This is a genomic window from Arthrobacter sp. NPDC080073 (genome assembly GCF_040686575.1).
Taxonomy (GTDB): domain Bacteria; phylum Actinomycetota; class Actinomycetes; order Actinomycetales; family Micrococcaceae; genus Arthrobacter.
Window position 1 is genome coordinate 152,972 of sequence record NZ_JBFBKR010000009.1, and the last position, 15,638, is coordinate 168,609.

The following is a 15,638-nucleotide window of genomic DNA, read 5'->3' on the forward strand; positions in this document are numbered from 1 at the left end:
CGAAATGGCGGGGCGTGGCGAAGGCTGGTTTGCTGGTGCTGAAGGGGACGACGAGGGCTGGCTGGCCTTTCCGCGACGCGGGGTCACTTACGGCCCATGTTGCCGCCCGGCATGGGCCGTAAGTGACCCCGCGTTCGTGCCCGGCGAACCGGAGAGTCACGCACACGAAAAGGACCGGCGCACCCGTTCCTTCGGGTGCGCCGGTCCTTTCAAGGTGCCGAAGCCAGGCAGGCCGCCGCTCTACTGGGTGCGCGCCGGCAGGGTTTTCGGCTTGAAGGAAGGCCTCGTGGCCTCGTAGGCCGTGATGTCGTCCTCGTGCTGGAGCGTCAGCCCGATGTCATCCAGGCCCTCGAGGAGGCGCCACCGGGTGTAGTCATCGATTTCGAAAGGTGCCACGACGTTTCCGCACTCGACGGTCTTGGACACGAGGTCCACCTTGACTTCGGTGCCGGGCGCGTTTTCGAGCACTTTCCAGATGAGCTCGATGTCATCCTGGGCAAGCTCGGCCGCCAGGAGCCCTTGCTTTCCCGAGTTGCCGCGGAAAATATCCGCGAACCGGGACGAGAGCACGGCTTTGAACCCATAGTCCTTCAGTGCCCAGACTGCGTGCTCGCGGGATGAACCGGTGCCGAAATCGGGTCCCGCCACAAGCACGGAGCCGGCGTTGAAGGGTTCCTGGTTCAGGATGAAGGACGGGTCCTTGCGCCACGCGGAGAACAGGGCGTCTTCGAAACCGGTACGGGTGATCCGCTTCAGGTAGACCGCCGGGATGATCTGGTCCGTGTCCACATTGCTCTGGCGCAGCGGGACACCGATGCCGGTGTGGGTGGTGAACTTTTCCATGGGGATCCTCCTAGGCAGCGTCGGTGGTGGTGGATGCGGACACCGAGGCGGGCTCGAGGTCCGACGGCGAGCTCAGCGTCCCGCGTACTGCCGTGGCTGCAGCTACCACCGGCGAAACCAAGTGCGTGCGGCCGCCCTTGCCCTGGCGGCCCTCGAAGTTGCGGTTCGAGGTGGATGCGCAGCGCTCCCCCGGTTCCAGCTGGTCCGGATTCATGCCCAGGCACATGGAGCAGCCGGCAAAGCGCCATTCAGCGCCGAATTCCTTGAACACCTTGTCCAGGCCCTCTGCTTCGGCCTCAAGGCGGACGCGTGCCGAGCCGGGAACCACGAGCATCCGGACCTTCGGGTCCTTTTCCCGACCGCGGATGACATCGGCGGCGGCCCGGAGGTCCTCGATGCGGGAGTTGGTGCAGGATCCGAGGAAGACCGTGTCCACCCGGATGTCCTTCATGGGCGTGCCGGCTTCGAGGCCCATGTACTGCAGCGCGCGCTCGGCCGCCAGCTTGGCGTTCTCGTCGCCGAAGTCGCCGGGGAACGGCACGGCCTCGTTGAGCGAAACGCCCTGTCCCGGGTTGGTCCCCCAGGTCACGAACGGCTCCAAGGTATCGGCGTCGAGGTCCACCTCGACATCGAAAGCGGCGTCGTCGTCGGTGTGCAGCGTGTTCCAGTATTCGACGGCGGCATCCCACTCCTCGCCCTGCGGGGCGTGCGGGCGGCCGTACATGTAGTCGTAGGTCGTCTGGTCCGGAGCTACCAAGCCAGCGCGGGCTCCAGCTTCGATGGACATGTTGCAGATGGTCATGCGGGCATCCATGGAGAGCGCCCGGATGGCCGAGCCACGGTACTCGAGCACGTAGCCCTGGCCGCCGCCTGTGCCGATCTTGGCGATGACTGCGAGGATGATGTCCTTCGCCGAGACGCCGGGGCGCAGGGTGCCTTCAACGTTGATGGCCATGGTCTTGAATGGCTTGAGGGACAATGTCTGGGTGGCCATGACATGTTCCACCTCGGAGGTGCCGATGCCCATGGCGAGCGCCCCGAAGGCGCCGTGGGTCGAGGTGTGGGAATCGCCGCAGACTACCGTCATGCCGGGCTGGGTGAGGCCCAGCTGCGGGCCGACGACGTGCACAATGCCTTGTTCGGCGTCGCCGAGCGAGTGCAGGCGGACTCCGAACTCCTTGCAGTTGTTGCGCAGGGTCTGGATCTGCGTGCGGCTGGTCAGATCCGCGATCGGCTTGTCGATGTCCAGGGTCGGCGTGTTGTGGTCTTCCGTGGCGATGGTGAGGTCGGGGCGGCGCAGGGTGCGTCCGGCCAGGCGCAAACCCTCAAAGGCCTGCGGTGAGGTCACCTCATGCACGAGGTGCAGGTCGATGAACAGAAGATCGGGCTGGGCGTTGGCTCCTTCGCCTTCGCCCTTGCGCACCACGTGCGCATCCCAAACTTTCTCGGCCAGTGTTTTTCCCACGGCCTGCTCCCTTCACTGCGGTTGGCTTGATTACTTCCACTGAACATCAGCGATCCGAACTTCGCCAGCGAAACAACTTGCATCTCAGATATTGAGACGGCAATATCATTACATGGACAATTCTAGTGGAGTCGGCGTCATCGATAAAGCGGCCCAGGTGCTCGACGCGCTTGAGGCGGGGCCAACCACCTTGGCCCAACTTGTGGCAGCAACAGGGCTGGCCCGCCCCACCGTGCACCGGCTGGCGCTGGCGCTCGTCCACCACCGCCTTGTGAGCCGTGACATCCAAGGCCGTTTTGTCCTCGGCAGCCGCCTCGTGGAGCTTGCTTCGGCGGCCGGCGAAGACCGGCTCATCGCTTCTGCAGGCCCGGTCTTGATCCAGTTGCGCGACGCCACCGGAGAGAGCGCTCAAATCTTCCGGCGCCAGGGCGACTGGCGTGTCTGCGTCGCCTCGGCTGAACGCCCCATCGGCCTGCGCGACACCATTCCCGTGGGCACCCAGCTTTCCATGAAGGCCGGCTCCGCCGCCCAGATCCTGCTGGCTTGGGAAGACCACGACCGCCTCCTGGACGGACTCCAGAACGCCCGGTTCACGCCGACCGTCCTGGCAGGAGTACGACGCCGGGGCTGGGCCCAGAGCCTCGGCGAACGCGAGCCCGGGGTTGCCTCGGTTTCCGCACCCGTGCGCGGGCCTTCAGGTCGGGTCATTGCTGCGGTGTCCATCTCTGGCCCAATCGAGCGCCTGACCCGCCAGCCGGGACGCCTCCACGCCGAAGTCGTCTGCAACGCCGCCCGGGTACTGACCGAAGCGCTGCGCAAAAACAACGACTAAGCGCTTCTCCCCTCTATGCCCATGGGCGCCTTCCTATTGATGGGCGCAGGTAGGGTAGGCGCATGAACAGCTTTGCCGTGTTCCTGCGCGGGATCAACGTGGGCGGGATCAACATCAAGATGGCCGACCTCAAAGCAGCCCTCAAGGCGTACCCCTTCACTGACGTCAAGACCCTGCTGGCCAGTGGCAACGTGGTGCTCCGGAGCGAGCTCGACGCGGCGGGAGTCAAGGAGCAGTGCGAAAAGTGCTTGAGGGAAGCATTTGGCTATGACGCCTGGGTGGTGGTGCTGAGCGCGGAGCGGGTTGCCCAACTGGTAGAAGCTTGCCCTTATCCGGCCGATGACAAAACCACGCACAGCTACATCACCCTCGCCTCCGACACGGCCATGTTGGACGAACTGTTCGACGCCGGCACGGCCCTCGGCGCCCCGGGGCACGGCGGCGTCGAGCAAGTCCGGCTTGCCCCCGAGGCCTCTGCGTGGCTCGCCCCGGCGGGAGGCACCTTGGACAGCCCCTTCAGCAAGCTCTCCGCAAAGGCCCGCTACAAGGCGAGCACAACCACCCGGAACCTGCGCACGCTCATCAAAGTCAGGGACGCCACAGAGGCCCTTCAGAAAGACAGCGCCTAGCGGCTTCCCGTACCGTTCTCCCCTCTTTTGGAATGGGAAAGCGCTTGCGACACGGCGAGTCCCGACATTTGGGGGCTTTCGGGCGGCAAACATGGGGAGAAAGGTACGGCCCCAAGCGACCTAGACCTCCCTGGAGGGCGCCATCACGGCGTGGAGGCGCGGGGCCGTTCTCCTGAGCGGCCGGAGCGCTGTCCTGACCTTCTTTGGAATGGGAAAGCGCTTGCGACACGGCGAGTCCCGTCATTCCCGGGCTTTTGTGCGGGAAACAAGGTCAGGACGGCGGCCCAAGCGACCCAGACCCCTGGAGGCCGTCACGGCGTGGAGGCGCGTGGCTGTTCTCCCGGGAGGCTTCCCATACCGTTCTCCCCGCTTTTGAGAAGGGAAAGCGCTTGCGACACGGCGAGTCCCGACATTTGGGGGCTTTCGGGCGGCAAACATGGGGAGAAAGGTACGGCAAACAAGGGTTCCGGGCCCGTACCCGAGGCAAAGAAAAATCCCCCGGAACCTGTTGGTTCCGGAGGATTCATTTTGTGACCCCAGCGGGATTCGAACCCGCGTTACCGCCGTGAGAGGGCGGCGTACTAGGCCGCTATACGATGGGGCCTTGCACTTTATCGAACTAGTTGTACTTCTATTTACCACACTTTTGAATACCGCTTCCGGCATTCAAGCTGAATGAGTATTTCATACATTCAACATTGTTTCAAACCGGCGAACCGTTTTGAAACTCCGAATTCCCGCATAAGTCTGCGGATTATTCAGAGCTGGGATACCAGGACTCGAACCTAGAATGACGGTACCAGAAACCGTAGTGTTGCCAATTACACCATATCCCATTGGCACTTTTAGGCTGGATTCGATGGCGTAAACCTTCGCTCCGCGCCCCTCAGCACGAGTAATTACTTTACCCGAGACTTTCGATGCACACAAATCGAGCGGCAGGCCCTCGCCCGCCCGGCGCGCACCCTCGGCGGTCCGCCAACGTCGATCCCGGCACGAAAAACCCTTGCAATCAACCGGATCTTAAGTTTACTCTCGGTAAGTTACCAATCGGTAACCAATGCCATGCACTTGTTTCGTGGCGTAGCTGCAGCTCGATTCGCCTGTTAGCTGCGTCACATGGGGGGATCCCTGACAGCAGCGCCGCTGTCAGGAAGTCATCGAGAGGAATTGCCCATGACACCGCACCCTGCAATTGCCACCAGAACACGAAGCCGTGCCCAGATAATCGCTATTGCCGTGCTCGCCCTCCTGCTCATCGCGCTCTTCGCCTTCTACACCTTGGTCATCGGGAAGATCGCGGCAGGATCGGCGCAGCTCAATGACGGCGCAGGTCAAGCATCCGCCGGCGCCGGCCAGCTCAAGGACGGCGCGGCCCGGCTCGCGGGCGGAGCTGCGGAGGCCGGAACCGGCGCGGCCAAGCTCGCGGATGGCGCGTCAAAAGTCCAAAACGGAATCCAAGGCAAGCTGGCTCCGGGAGCCCAGCAGTTGAAGGATGGAGCCGACAAGCTCGCTACCGGGGCCGCGAAAATCCAGAATGACGTCAACGCCAAGCTTGCGCCGGGAGTCTACAAGGTGGACGACGGCGCACAGAAGCTCGCGGCCGGTGCCGTGCAGCTTTCCGCGGCGCTGACTCCGACGCCGGGCGGCAACGCCGAAAACAATCTCGGCGACGGCGCCACTCAACTCAACAACGGTGCGAACCAGCTCAACAACGGAGCCGCCCAGCTCGACGCCGGTGCTGCCCAACTCGACGCGGGCGCGGCCAGGCTCGCGGCGGGCACAGATCAGCTCAAAGGGTACCCGGGAGCCGGAGACGATCCCACCAAGGGAACAGGCTCGGCCGCATTGGCCCAAGGCCTCCAGCAACTCGCCGACGCCGCCAACGGGATCCAGGGCGTGGTGCCCCTGGCCGCTCTGAAAGCGCAGATCAATGCGCTCAACGATGGCGCGCATCGCCTTGACGCCGGAGCCTCGCAATTGCGGGCCGGAGCGGGCCAGCTTTCGGCCGGAGCGGTGCAACTGCACGACGGCACCGGACGGCTCGCCGACGGCACCGGGAAGCTCGCTGCGGGGACCGGCAAGCTGACGGCGGGTTTCGCCACTCTCGCCCAGAAGCTCAACAGCCAGGATCCAGCGTCCCCGGGCGTGGTTCTGGGAACCCAAATGCTCGCCGATGGAACCGCAAAGATCCGCGTGGGAATGGATGGCGTCCCCGGCGACCCTGAGCATCCGGGGCTCCTCAAGGCGACGGCCAGCATGACGGACGGGACGTCCCGTCTGGCTGCGGGCACGGATTCGTTGATGACGGGAATCAAGGGGAGCCCTGCTGATCCGGCCTCCCCCGGTCTCCTGGACGGTTCCACCGCGTTGGCAGCGGGCGCCTCCAAGTTGTCCGATGGAAATGCCAAACTGGCCGCGGGCTCGGCCCAATTGTCCACCGGTGCCGACAAACTCGCGGACGGAAATGCGCGAATCGCGGCGGGCACAGCGGAACTGCATCAGGGAGCTGCGGCGGTATCGCCGTCGAGCATGGCCGAAAAGTCTGACACCGGCACGGCGCTCGGACTGGTGGGCGTCCTGGGAGCAGGTTCGGTCGGAACGTTCGTCTTCCTGCGGAAGTTCCGGCTGGGCGCGTAGCTGCGGAAGCCTCAGGCGAGCAGCCGGGTCAAGGAGTCTATTTCCCGGCCGGAAAAGTCGGAGGCGGGCTCGCCGGTGCGGTTCAGCCAGATGCCCAGCAATCCGGCGGCCGTGGCGCCGTCGGCGTCGAGAAGGCGGTTGTCTCCTACAAAAAGGGTCTCGGCCGGGGTGGTGCCCAAGCGACGGACCCCTTCCAGGTAAATGGCGGGGTCCGGCTTGGGCACGCCTACAGTGTCAGTTCCAACCAGGACGGAGACCCGGGCGAGTCCCGCACTGTCGAGCTTGACCCGCTGGTAGTCATGGACGTTGTTGCTTACGGCGCCATAGGGGATGCCCGCGGCGTCCAGTGCATCGAGGACGGGCAGGACATCGCTGAAGGCCCTGACATAACTGGGCTGCAGGCGCGAGTAGTCATTGAGCCACGTGTGGGAGTCCTCGCCTCCCAGTTCCACGCCGAAATGCCCCAGGGCCGCGCGGCCGCGCAGGAGGCGCTGTTCGTTGAACGTCAATTCACCGGCGAGGTACCGGTCATAGAAATGCGTGGTTTCGTGCGTGAAGATCCGTCCGAACTTCTCCCACCCGGCCTGGTCCAGGCCGGGCAGGAGGTGTTCGCTCACGTCACGCAGGGCCGTGGTCATGGCGTACTCAAGGTCCACCAGGGTGTCGTCGATGTCGAACAGGACACCCCGGACCGTGCCGAATGACTCATGAAGCGCGTTGATCACGGAGTGCCTGAACTAGCCGCGAAATGCGCGCAAGCGGGTGAGCGAGGAATCCTTGCCCAGGATGACCATGGATTCGAACAGCGGCGGCGAGATGCGGCGCCCCGAGATTGCCGTGCGCACGGGGCCGAACGCGAGGCGCGGCTTGATGCCTAGGTCCTCCACCAAGGCCTGCTTGAGCGCTGCCTGGATGCTTTCTGCTGTCCAGTCGGCGAGGGGTTCCAATGCAGCCAACGCGGCGTCCAGCACCTCGCCCAGGTTCTCGGGGAGACCCTTGCGGGCGTCGTCGGCGACGTCGATCGCATCGTCGTTCTTGAACAGGAAGGCGAGCATCTCGGGAGCCTCGCCCAGCAGGGTGATCCGTTCCTGGATCAGGGGTGCTGCCTCGGCAAGGATCTCTTCCTGGCGGGGAGTCAGGATCTCCCCCACAAAGCCGGCGGCACGCAGGTACGGCACGAGCCGCTCGCGGAAGTCTTCGGGAGCAAGCATGCGCACATGCGTTCCGTTGATGGCTTCGGCCTTCTTGATATCGAAGCGCGCCGGGTTGCCCAGGACGTCGTGGATGTCGAAGTTGGCCACGAGCTGCTCCACGGTGAAGATGTCCTCGTCGGCGCTCAGGGACCAGCCCAGAAGGGACAGGTAGTTGAGCAACCCTTCGCGGATGAAGCCCCGTTCACGGTGCAGGAAGAGGCTGGATTCCGGATCACGCTTGGAAAGCTTCTTGTTGCCCTGGCCCATGACGTAGGGAAGGTGGCCGAACTCGGGCATGTACTCGGCCACGCCGATGGCGTAGAGCGCACGGTACAGGGCGATCTGCCGCGGAGTGGAGCTGAGCAGGTCTTCGCCACGCAGGACGTGAGTTATACCCATGAGTGCGTCATCAACAGGGTTCACCAGCGTGTACAGCGGGGCTCCGTTGGCACGAACCACTGCAAAGTCGGGCACGGAGCCCGCCTTGAACGTGATCTCCCCGCGCACCAGGTCGTTGAAGGTCAGGTCTTCGTCCGGCATGCGCAGGCGCAACACGGCATTGCGGCCCTCGGCCTTGTACTGGGCGAGCTGCTCCTCGGTAACGTGGCGGTCAAAGCCGTCGTAACCGAGCTTCGGATCGCGGCCGGCGGCGCGGTGCCGAGATTCGATCTCCTCGGGGGTGGAGTACGACTCGTAGATGTGCCCCCCGGCCTTGAGCTTGGCGATGACGTCCTGGTACATGTCGCTGCGCTGCGACTGACGGTACGGTTCGTGCGGGCCGCCCACTTCAACGCCCTCGTCCCAGTCGATGCCGAGCCACTTCAACGCGTCAAGCAGTTGGTGGTAGCTTTCCTCGCTGTCGCGGGCCGAGTCGGTGTCCTCGATCCGGAAAATCAGCTTGCCGCCGGTGTGCCGCGCGTAGGCCCAGTTGAAGAGGGCCGTACGGATCAACCCGACGTGCGGAGTTCCCGTGGGTGAGGGGCAGAACCGGACGCGGACCGGGGTTTCGGCGTTCACGGCAGGAATGGCGGCAAAGTTCGACGCAGCAACAGTAGTCATAATGGTTCCAACTTTACCCCGTGCCGCCCGGCGGAAAGCCCAGGGCCGCCGGGCAGAAAGCCGCTCGCGGGCGGACCGCCAAACCTCTATCGGCGGACTACCGGGTTGGACAAGCGGCCGATGCCTTCGATCTCGATCTCGTAGCGGTCGCCCTCCTGGACCAGGCCAACGCCGGCAGGAGTCCCGGTCATGATGACATCACCCGGAAGCAAGGTGAAAGCCTGCGAAACGATCGACACGAGTTCCCGCACGCTGCGGATCATCTGGTTCGTGCTGCCGTCCTGGCGGAGTTCACCGTTGAGCCAGCCCTTGATGGCCAGGTCCTCGGGGTCGAGTTCGGTCTCGATCCACGGGCCAAGCGGCGCGGAGGTGTCGAAGCCTTTGGCCCGTGCCCATTGCAGGTCCGTCTTCTGAACGTCACGGGCCGTGAGGTCGTTTCCGCAGGTGTAGCCGAAAATGACGTCGTCCACCCGGTCTTCGGGCACATCCTTGCAAATGCGGCCAATGACAACGCAGAGTTCCGCCTCGAAGGAGACTTCCTCCGAGAACTCGGGCAACACGATGGGATCGTTGGGGCCGACGACCGCGGTGTTCGGCTTCAGGAACAGCAGCGGGTGCTGCGGGACCTCATTGCCGAGTTCCCGGGCATGCTCGGCAAAGTTCCGTCCTACGCCGATGACCTTGCTGCGCGGAATGATCGGTGCCAGCAGGCGCACGTCTTCCAGCTTGTGGCGGACCGAGGTCCGCTCGACGCCGTTGAAGAAGGGGTCGCCGTGGATGACAGTGATGACTTCACTGCCGGGCTCACCTTCGACGACGCCGTAGACGGGATCAGAATCAACAACAAACCGGGCGATACGCATGGGTTCTAGCGTACCGTCCGCAGACGGCGACAACGCGCGCTGCGGGAGGTGTCCGCTAGCCGCGCAGATAGTCCAATTGCGCCGCCACCGAGGTTTCAGCTGCCCACCGCACGGAAGGATCGACGTCGGGATACACCGCATCGGTGACGGCCTGGACCTCTGCTTGGGCACCGAGCCGCCCCAGCGCTTCGCGGATCTGGTCCAGCCGCATCTCCCTGTGGGCCCGGTACTCGCGGCACACGGCGTCGACGGCCGGCAGAACTGGTCCATGCGCGGGCAATAGCGTTGCAGGACCAAGGCTTTCGAGGGTGTCGAGGCTGGAAAGGTAGTCCCCCAGCCTTCCGTCGGGATAGTCCAGGACGGTCGTTCCGCGTCCGAGGATGGTATCGCCCGTCAGTACCGATCCTTCCGGTCCGTCACCTGGAAGGTGGAAGCAGACCGAATCCGACGTATGGCCCGGCGTGGCGAGCACCCGGATCTGAACGCCTGCAGCCTCGATGACCTCGCCGCCCCGCAACGGTTCGCCGCCGTGGCAGTGCGCAGGATCCGCTGCACGGACGGGCGCGCCGGTGAGTTCGTGGAAGCGCGCGGAGGCCTCCGTATGGTCCTTGTGGCGATGGGTGATGAGAACAAGCTCCACAGTTCCCGTGGCGGCCAAGGCCGCGAGGTGCGATTCGTCGAGCGGCCCGGGATCGACGACGACAACCCCGGCAGCATCCGGGGCGGCGATGACGTACGAGTTGGTGCCTTCGAGGCTCATCGGACCCGGATTGGGCGCGAGCAGCGAACGGGTGAGCGGGCTGCTGGTCTGGAAAGAGGCGTCTTTGACCGGATTCACTTCTCCATCTTGGCACAAGCCAAGCGGCCGGAGCCGGGAAGCCCTGTTCGAAGAGGCAGGAGCCAAGAGGCAGGCACGGCACACGACGTACCATGGAGCCAAAGCACTGGGACGGATACAGGCGGACAGTTGCGAAGGAGGAGTTGAATTGTTGCGGAGTCACACACGACGACGGGAACTTCTGCGGACGACGACGGCGATCGCCACCGTCTGCTTTTCGGTCCTCGCATTCCTCAGCGCTTGTTCCTCCGACACTGGGCCCCGGTCGGCGGCGGCCCAGGCCACCGTGGTGATCATCGGAGACTCCCTCAGCACGGGCCACGGGACCTCCCCTGCCGAGGCCTGGCCCAATCTGGTGGAGAACGATCCCGGTTTTCAACAGTTCCAAGCGACCATCGTCAATGCCGCGCATGACGGCAGCGGCTATGTCAGCGTTGGCGGGAACGGGTCGACCTTCGGTTCCCAAGTGGACACGGCGGTAACCGACGAGACCCGCTTGGTGTTGTTCTTTGGTTCGGAAAACGACATGGGCACCGCCCCGGGAGAAACCGAGGCTGCGGCCGCCCGGGCGTTCGCCTCAGTCAAGTCCCGCGCTCCCCAAGCCGACATCCTGGTGGTCGGGCCGCCGTCGTACACGAGCACGCCCGAAGCGGAAAGGCTCGATATCCGCGACCAGGACAAAGCCGCTGCCCTGAACGCCGGCGCCGACTTCGTTGATCCGATCGACCTCGGCTGGATCATGGACGATGCCGCAGACCTCATTGGTCCCGACGGCGATCACCCGTCCGCGGCGGGCCAGCAGTATTTGCAGGCCAAGATGGAAGCCCTCATCGGAGCGCGGATCCAGCAAGCCGGCCCCGGTCACACCCCGCTCGCTGGTTAAACGGCGACGGCGACCCGCCCACCAAAGTGGGAGGCCGCCGTCGGGCGCTCTGCTGAACCTTATGCCAGGCGGGTGAGCCAGCCGTGCTTGTCCTCGACTGTTCCGGTCTGGATGCCGAGCAACTGCCGGCGGATGGCCATGGTGGTTTCGCCCGCCTTGGCGTCCTCGGAGCCGATGAACTCGGTCTTGTCCTTGAGCACGCCGATCGGGGTGATGACGGCCGCGGTTCCGCAAGCGAAGACCTCGGCGATGTCGCCGGAAGCCACACCCTCGCGCCATTCTGCGAGCGTGATCGTGCGCTCGGAAACCTCGCGGCCCATGTCCTTCGCCACCTGGATGACGGAAGAACGGGTCACGCCTTCAAGGATGGTTCCGGTGAGTGCGGGAGTGGCGAGTGAGCCGTCCTTCATGACGAAGAAGACGTTCATGCCCCCGAGTTCCTCGACGGCGTCGTCGTTGAAGTGGTCCAGGAAGAGGACCTGCTTGCAGCCGTTCTCCTCGGCTTCCATCTGGGCAATCAGCGAAGCGGCGTAGTTTCCACCGCACTTGGCCGCACCGGTTCCGCCACGCCCTGCGCGCGCGTACTCACGGGAGATCCAGATCGACACCGGCTTGAGTTCGCCGCCGAAGTAGTTCCCGGCCGGAGAGGCGATGACCCGGAAGGAGACCTCGCGGGCGGCGCGGACACCCAGGAATGCCTCAGTCGCGATCATGAACGGGCGCAAGTACAGGGCTTCGCCGTCGCCGGACGGAACCCATTCCTTGTCCGCCTGCACGAGTTCGCGGATGGCGCCGAGGAAGTATTCCTCGGGCAGTTCCGGGAGGGCCAGGCGGCGGGCCGACTTGTTCAGGCGCGCGGCGTTGGCCTCGGGACGGAACGTCCACACTGAGCCGTCAGCGTGGCGGTATGCCTTCAGGCCTTCGAAGATCTCCTGGCCGTAGTGCAGCACTGCCGCCGAAGGATCCAGTGAAATCGGTCCGTAGGCCTCGACGCGGGCGCTGTGCCAGCCGCCCTTGCCCTCTGCGTCAACGCTGTAGTCGACAATGACGGTGTTGTCGGTGAAGTAGTCGCCAAATCCCGGGTTTGCCAGGATAGCTGCACGCTCCTCAGCAGACTTCGGGGTCACCGAAAGCTGCTGGCTGAATTCGACGCCGTGGGCAGTCTGAGTCATGTTTCCTCCAGTCGGCTACCAGGCAGAGCGAACCATCTCTTGGAGGATATGGTTCAGCGACGGACCACGGCAGCAGGTAAATAATTCAAGTAAAGCTTACGCCCGGGCACAGACCCTGAAGTGCCAGTGCAGGCCCTAAAGCGCGGCCGCGATCGCGTCGCCGATGGCCGCGGTGCTGCGGCCATCGCCGTTGCGGCTTTCGATGTCGGCGACGACGGCGGCTTCGATCCTGCGGGCAGCGATCGTGTAGCCGAGGTGGTCCAGCAACAAGGCCGCGGACAGGATGGCAGCGGTGGGATCCGCTTTCTGCTGTCCGGCGATGTCCGGGGCGGAACCGTGGACGGGTTCGAACATGGAGGGCGCGGTGCGGTCCATGTTGATGTTTCCCGAGGCTGCCAGCCCGATGCCGCCTGTGATGGCCGCGGCGAGATCGGTGATGATGTCTCCGAAGAGGTTGTCGGTGACGATCACGTCGAAGCGGGAGGGATCGGTCACCATGAAGATCGTCGCGGCGTCGATGTGCAGGTAGTCGTGGGTGACCTCGGGGAATTCCTTGGCCACGGCCTCAACAGTGCGCTTCCACAAGTGGCCGGCGAAGACCAGGACGTTGTGCTTGTGGACGAGGGTGACGTGCTTGCGGGGACGCTCGCTCGCGCGGCGGAAGGCGTCCCGGACAACGCGCTCGACGCCGTGGGCCGTATTGAGCGACACTTCGGTGGCAACCTCATGCGGAGTCCCGCCGCGCAGCGTGCCGCCATTGCCGACGTACGGGCCTTCGGTGCCTTCTCGGACCACGATGAAATCGATGTTGCCCGGGTTGGCCAGCGGGCTGCCCACCGTGCCATAGAGCCGCGAGGGGCGCAGGTTCACAAAGTGGTCCAGGCTGAAGCGGAGCTTGAGCAGCATCTCGCGTTCGATGATTCCGGAAGGGATGCGGGTGTCCCCCGGGGCGGCACCGACGGCGCCGAACAGGATGGCATCGCGGGTGCGCAGATCGGCCAGGACCTCATCCGGGAGGGTTTCGCCGGTTTCGAGCCAGTGCTGGGCTCCAAGCTTGTATTCGGTCTGCTCCAAGGTGACGCCTTCTTCGGCGACGACCTTTTCCAGGACCTTGAGGGCTTCGGCAATGACTTCGGGGCCAATGCCGTCGCCGGGAATGACAGCCAGGTTGATCGTTGCGGCAGGTTGCGTTGCGCTCATGTTTTCAGACTGCCAATGCATCCACATGTTGGTCAAAATCGTCTCACCATTTGAGCGTCCGGCGGTCTTGTGGCACCCTCAGCGAGGAGCTACTGGCCCTATTGGCCGGGAACAAGTGAAGCGACCACTGCGACATTCTTGCCCCAGAGATCCTGCGTGTAGCAGCTGATCAGAACGAGGCGGTTGGGCACGGCCATCCAGACGGGACTGTCTTTCAAAGTGGATTTTGCGTATGTCGTGACGGATTCGACTTTGTACGTCAATGTTCCCGTCGCAGTGGCGACTTTGAGCTCATCCCCGGGAGCTGCTGCATTGCTGAGATGGTTGAACGGCGCGTCGAGGCCTTCCCAACTGTGCCCGATCACGTAAGTGGTATTCGTCGAGCCGGCTCCAGGGGTTCCGAACGGACTGAGCCAGTATCCATCCATGGTCTCCGGCGGCTCAATGTTCTGCCCGCCAGCCGGGTCCGGCCGCAGCGGGTGAACCACCACGTTGAGGCCAACCGCAGGGTAGGTAACCTGCAATGGGGCCGATGCCGCAGGCAGAGGCGTTCGGGGCCCGGTGGCACGAGCGCCCGCCGTCGCACGGCTCGGCCCGGGCGTGACCGCAGGAGCCGGCGACGAAAGCGCCGGCTGCCCTGAGTTGGACGCGGGCGGATTCGCTGAGCCCGATGCACCGTAAACGAGCCAGGACGCAAGCAGCCCCCCGAGGCAAAGCGCCAACAGGAGGAGATCCCTGGAACTGATGAGTAGTCCACCGATGCCGGCTAATCGGGGCTGCCGCGCGTAACGGTGACTTCCCATGATCCCTCCCGGAGACTGCTTAGAAGGTGGATGGGTGCCGCACACTCCATTGCGGCACCCATCGGGGTTTGGCTAGCGGTGGGCCTTCCGGGCCCGCACGCCGCTCCTCACTACGACAAACGCGGCCACTGCACTGAAGAGGGCAGTCAGGCTGGCGAGCCAACCCGGGATACCTGCTTCCGCCTTCCCGCCAACGGCCGTCTGGACGTTATAGCCCACGTTGGTTATCGAGGGGTCCGGCGCGGCTGCGGCACCGGCTCCGGCAGCCGCGGGGGTGGGGGCTGCGGGGGCAGCGACGGGTGGAACCACAGGCGTGACTGCCGGCGGCGCGACTGGCTCAAGCTGCTCCACAGGAACCCCCGGGCTCACGGGCGGGTTGACCACCGGATCCACCGGCGGGCTTGTCACAGGATCCACCGGCGGGCTTGTTACCGGCGGGCTTGTTACCGGCGGATCCACCGGCGGGCTGGTCACAGGCGGGCTCGTCACCGGCGGGCTGGTCACCGGATCCACCGGCGGGCTCGTTACCGGCGGGCTCGCGACGACGCAGCCGGCGTTAAGGATGGCGATGTTCTCCGGGGTCAGATTTTGACCGTTGGGCATGAAGTCGCCCGCGTTTGCGGGAACGATGTCGGCAGTGTCCGTGACATGCTCGGACAGCGCCGACAGGCTGATGGTCACTGCGACGTACGGGTTCGACGCCGAATGAGTGGCGTGACAGATGGTGATCTTGTCTGAGGGTGCAGCATTCGCCGACACTGTGGCGCCCAGCAATCCCAGGCCCACAACCCCCATGGTGGCAATAGTTCGTTTCATTTCGGTCCCTCCAACCACGTCAGGTTCGAGCTGACCAGACTTTGCGGGAGTAACCGTCTTCGAGACCCAGGAAAGACGAATACGGGAGACCTCAACCAGCGAGATGAATCTTGACAGTTACTCCCCAGAAAGTGTCATCAGTTCGCTTGCTTTTCAGGCTAGGTTTCCGGCAACTAATTAACGCGAGTGGCGGGTACGCGTTTACAGGTAGGCTCCGGACCGCCTTATCCGGGCCGCTACCTGCTCCGGCTGGATCTCCACTCGCTGGCGCGAAGGTACCACTTGGAAGTCCGGCCGCCCGTCGGATCCGCCGCAGGGCCCCGCCAATTCGGCACCGCGTCACGCCATGCACATTTTTGGCGCCAACACTGCTCCGAAACCCCGGAATCCCGGGCTCGCAGT

The 15,638-nt window shown here is 64.5% G+C and carries 14 protein-coding genes and 2 tRNA genes; 4 read left to right on the forward strand and 12 right to left on the reverse strand.

Annotated elements, in window-relative coordinates; all coding sequences use genetic code 11:
- Positions 1-240: 240 nt before the first annotated feature.
- Both leuD and leuC read right to left on the reverse strand, forming a co-directional pair.
- The gene (gene leuD / locus AB0O52_RS12640; RefSeq protein ID WP_364538017.1) at positions 241-843 is read right to left on the reverse strand and encodes a 3-isopropylmalate dehydratase small subunit; all 603 of its coding nucleotides are present in this window, start codon (positions 841-843) and stop codon (positions 241-243) included.
- 10 nt (positions 844-853) lie between these two features.
- The gene (gene leuC / locus AB0O52_RS12645) at positions 854-2,308 is read right to left on the reverse strand and encodes a 3-isopropylmalate dehydratase large subunit (protein ID WP_364538018.1); all 1,455 of its coding nucleotides are present in this window, start codon (positions 2,306-2,308) and stop codon (positions 854-856) included.
- Between the two features lie 112 nt (positions 2,309-2,420).
- Here leuC and AB0O52_RS12650 point away from each other — a divergent pair, with 112 nt between their 5' ends.
- Entirely contained in the window at positions 2,421-3,140 is a 720-nt protein-coding gene (locus AB0O52_RS12650) for an IclR family transcriptional regulator (protein ID WP_028264661.1), read from the forward strand.
- Between the two features lie 62 nt (positions 3,141-3,202).
- Positions 3,203-3,769, forward strand: coding sequence for a DUF1697 domain-containing protein (locus AB0O52_RS12655; protein WP_364538019.1), 567 nt, complete (start codon positions 3,203-3,205; stop codon positions 3,767-3,769).
- A gap of 531 nt (positions 3,770-4,300) precedes the next feature.
- Here the strand turns inward: AB0O52_RS12655 and AB0O52_RS12660 are convergent.
- Together AB0O52_RS12660 and AB0O52_RS12665 are read right to left on the reverse strand one after the other, a co-directional pair.
- Positions 4,301-4,373, reverse strand: a tRNA-Glu gene (locus AB0O52_RS12660).
- Positions 4,374-4,533: 160 nt separating this feature from the next.
- Positions 4,534-4,605, reverse strand: a tRNA-Gln gene (locus AB0O52_RS12665).
- Between the two features lie 340 nt (positions 4,606-4,945).
- Here AB0O52_RS12665 and AB0O52_RS12670 point away from each other — a divergent pair.
- Entirely contained in the window at positions 4,946-6,409 is a 1,464-nt protein-coding gene (locus tag AB0O52_RS12670) for a hypothetical protein (RefSeq protein WP_364538020.1), read from the forward strand.
- A gap of 11 nt (positions 6,410-6,420) precedes the next feature.
- Here AB0O52_RS12670 and AB0O52_RS12675 read toward each other — a convergent pair whose 3' ends face one another.
- The 4 genes from AB0O52_RS12675 to AB0O52_RS12690 all read right to left on the reverse strand — a co-directional run bounded on the left by AB0O52_RS12675 (position 6,421) and on the right by AB0O52_RS12690 (position 10,362).
- Complete coding sequence (locus AB0O52_RS12675) at positions 6,421-7,134, reverse strand: HAD family hydrolase (protein ID WP_364538021.1); 714 nt, start codon at positions 7,132-7,134, stop codon at positions 6,421-6,423.
- 12 nt (positions 7,135-7,146) lie between these two features.
- Positions 7,147-8,661: a glutamate--tRNA ligase gene (gene gltX, locus AB0O52_RS12680; protein WP_364538022.1), complete on the reverse strand. Its 1,515-nt coding sequence runs from the start codon at positions 8,659-8,661 to the stop codon at positions 7,147-7,149.
- A gap of 86 nt (positions 8,662-8,747) precedes the next feature.
- Entirely contained in the window at positions 8,748-9,524 is a 777-nt protein-coding gene (locus tag AB0O52_RS12685) for a fumarylacetoacetate hydrolase family protein (RefSeq protein ID WP_241707477.1), read from the reverse strand.
- A gap of 55 nt (positions 9,525-9,579) precedes the next feature.
- A complete protein-coding gene (locus AB0O52_RS12690) occupies positions 9,580-10,362 on the reverse strand; it encodes an MBL fold metallo-hydrolase (protein WP_364538023.1) in 783 nt (260 codons plus the stop codon).
- A 151-nt stretch (positions 10,363-10,513) separates the two neighbouring features.
- On the opposite strand from AB0O52_RS12690, the gene AB0O52_RS12695 reads away from it, so the two are divergent.
- A complete protein-coding gene (locus AB0O52_RS12695) occupies positions 10,514-11,245 on the forward strand; it encodes an SGNH/GDSL hydrolase family protein (RefSeq protein ID WP_364538024.1) in 732 nt (243 codons plus the stop codon).
- Between the two features lie 59 nt (positions 11,246-11,304).
- Here AB0O52_RS12695 and AB0O52_RS12700 read toward each other — a convergent pair whose 3' ends face one another.
- The 4 genes from AB0O52_RS12700 to AB0O52_RS12715 all read right to left on the reverse strand — a co-directional run bounded on the left by AB0O52_RS12700 (position 11,305) and on the right by AB0O52_RS12715 (position 15,236).
- The gene (locus AB0O52_RS12700) at positions 11,305-12,417 is read right to left on the reverse strand and encodes a branched-chain amino acid aminotransferase (RefSeq protein WP_364538026.1); all 1,113 of its coding nucleotides are present in this window, start codon (positions 12,415-12,417) and stop codon (positions 11,305-11,307) included.
- Between the two features lie 135 nt (positions 12,418-12,552).
- Entirely contained in the window at positions 12,553-13,644 is a 1,092-nt protein-coding gene (locus tag AB0O52_RS12705; RefSeq protein WP_364538058.1) for a 3-isopropylmalate dehydrogenase, read from the reverse strand.
- A gap of 71 nt (positions 13,645-13,715) precedes the next feature.
- Complete coding sequence (locus tag AB0O52_RS12710; RefSeq protein ID WP_364538028.1) at positions 13,716-14,141, reverse strand: class F sortase; 426 nt, start codon at positions 14,139-14,141, stop codon at positions 13,716-13,718.
- A 351-nt stretch (positions 14,142-14,492) separates the two neighbouring features.
- On the reverse strand, positions 14,493-15,236 hold the full coding sequence (locus tag AB0O52_RS12715) for a hypothetical protein (protein ID WP_364538030.1): 744 nt from the start codon (positions 15,234-15,236) through the stop codon (positions 14,493-14,495).
- Positions 15,237-15,638: the final 402 nt, after the last annotated feature.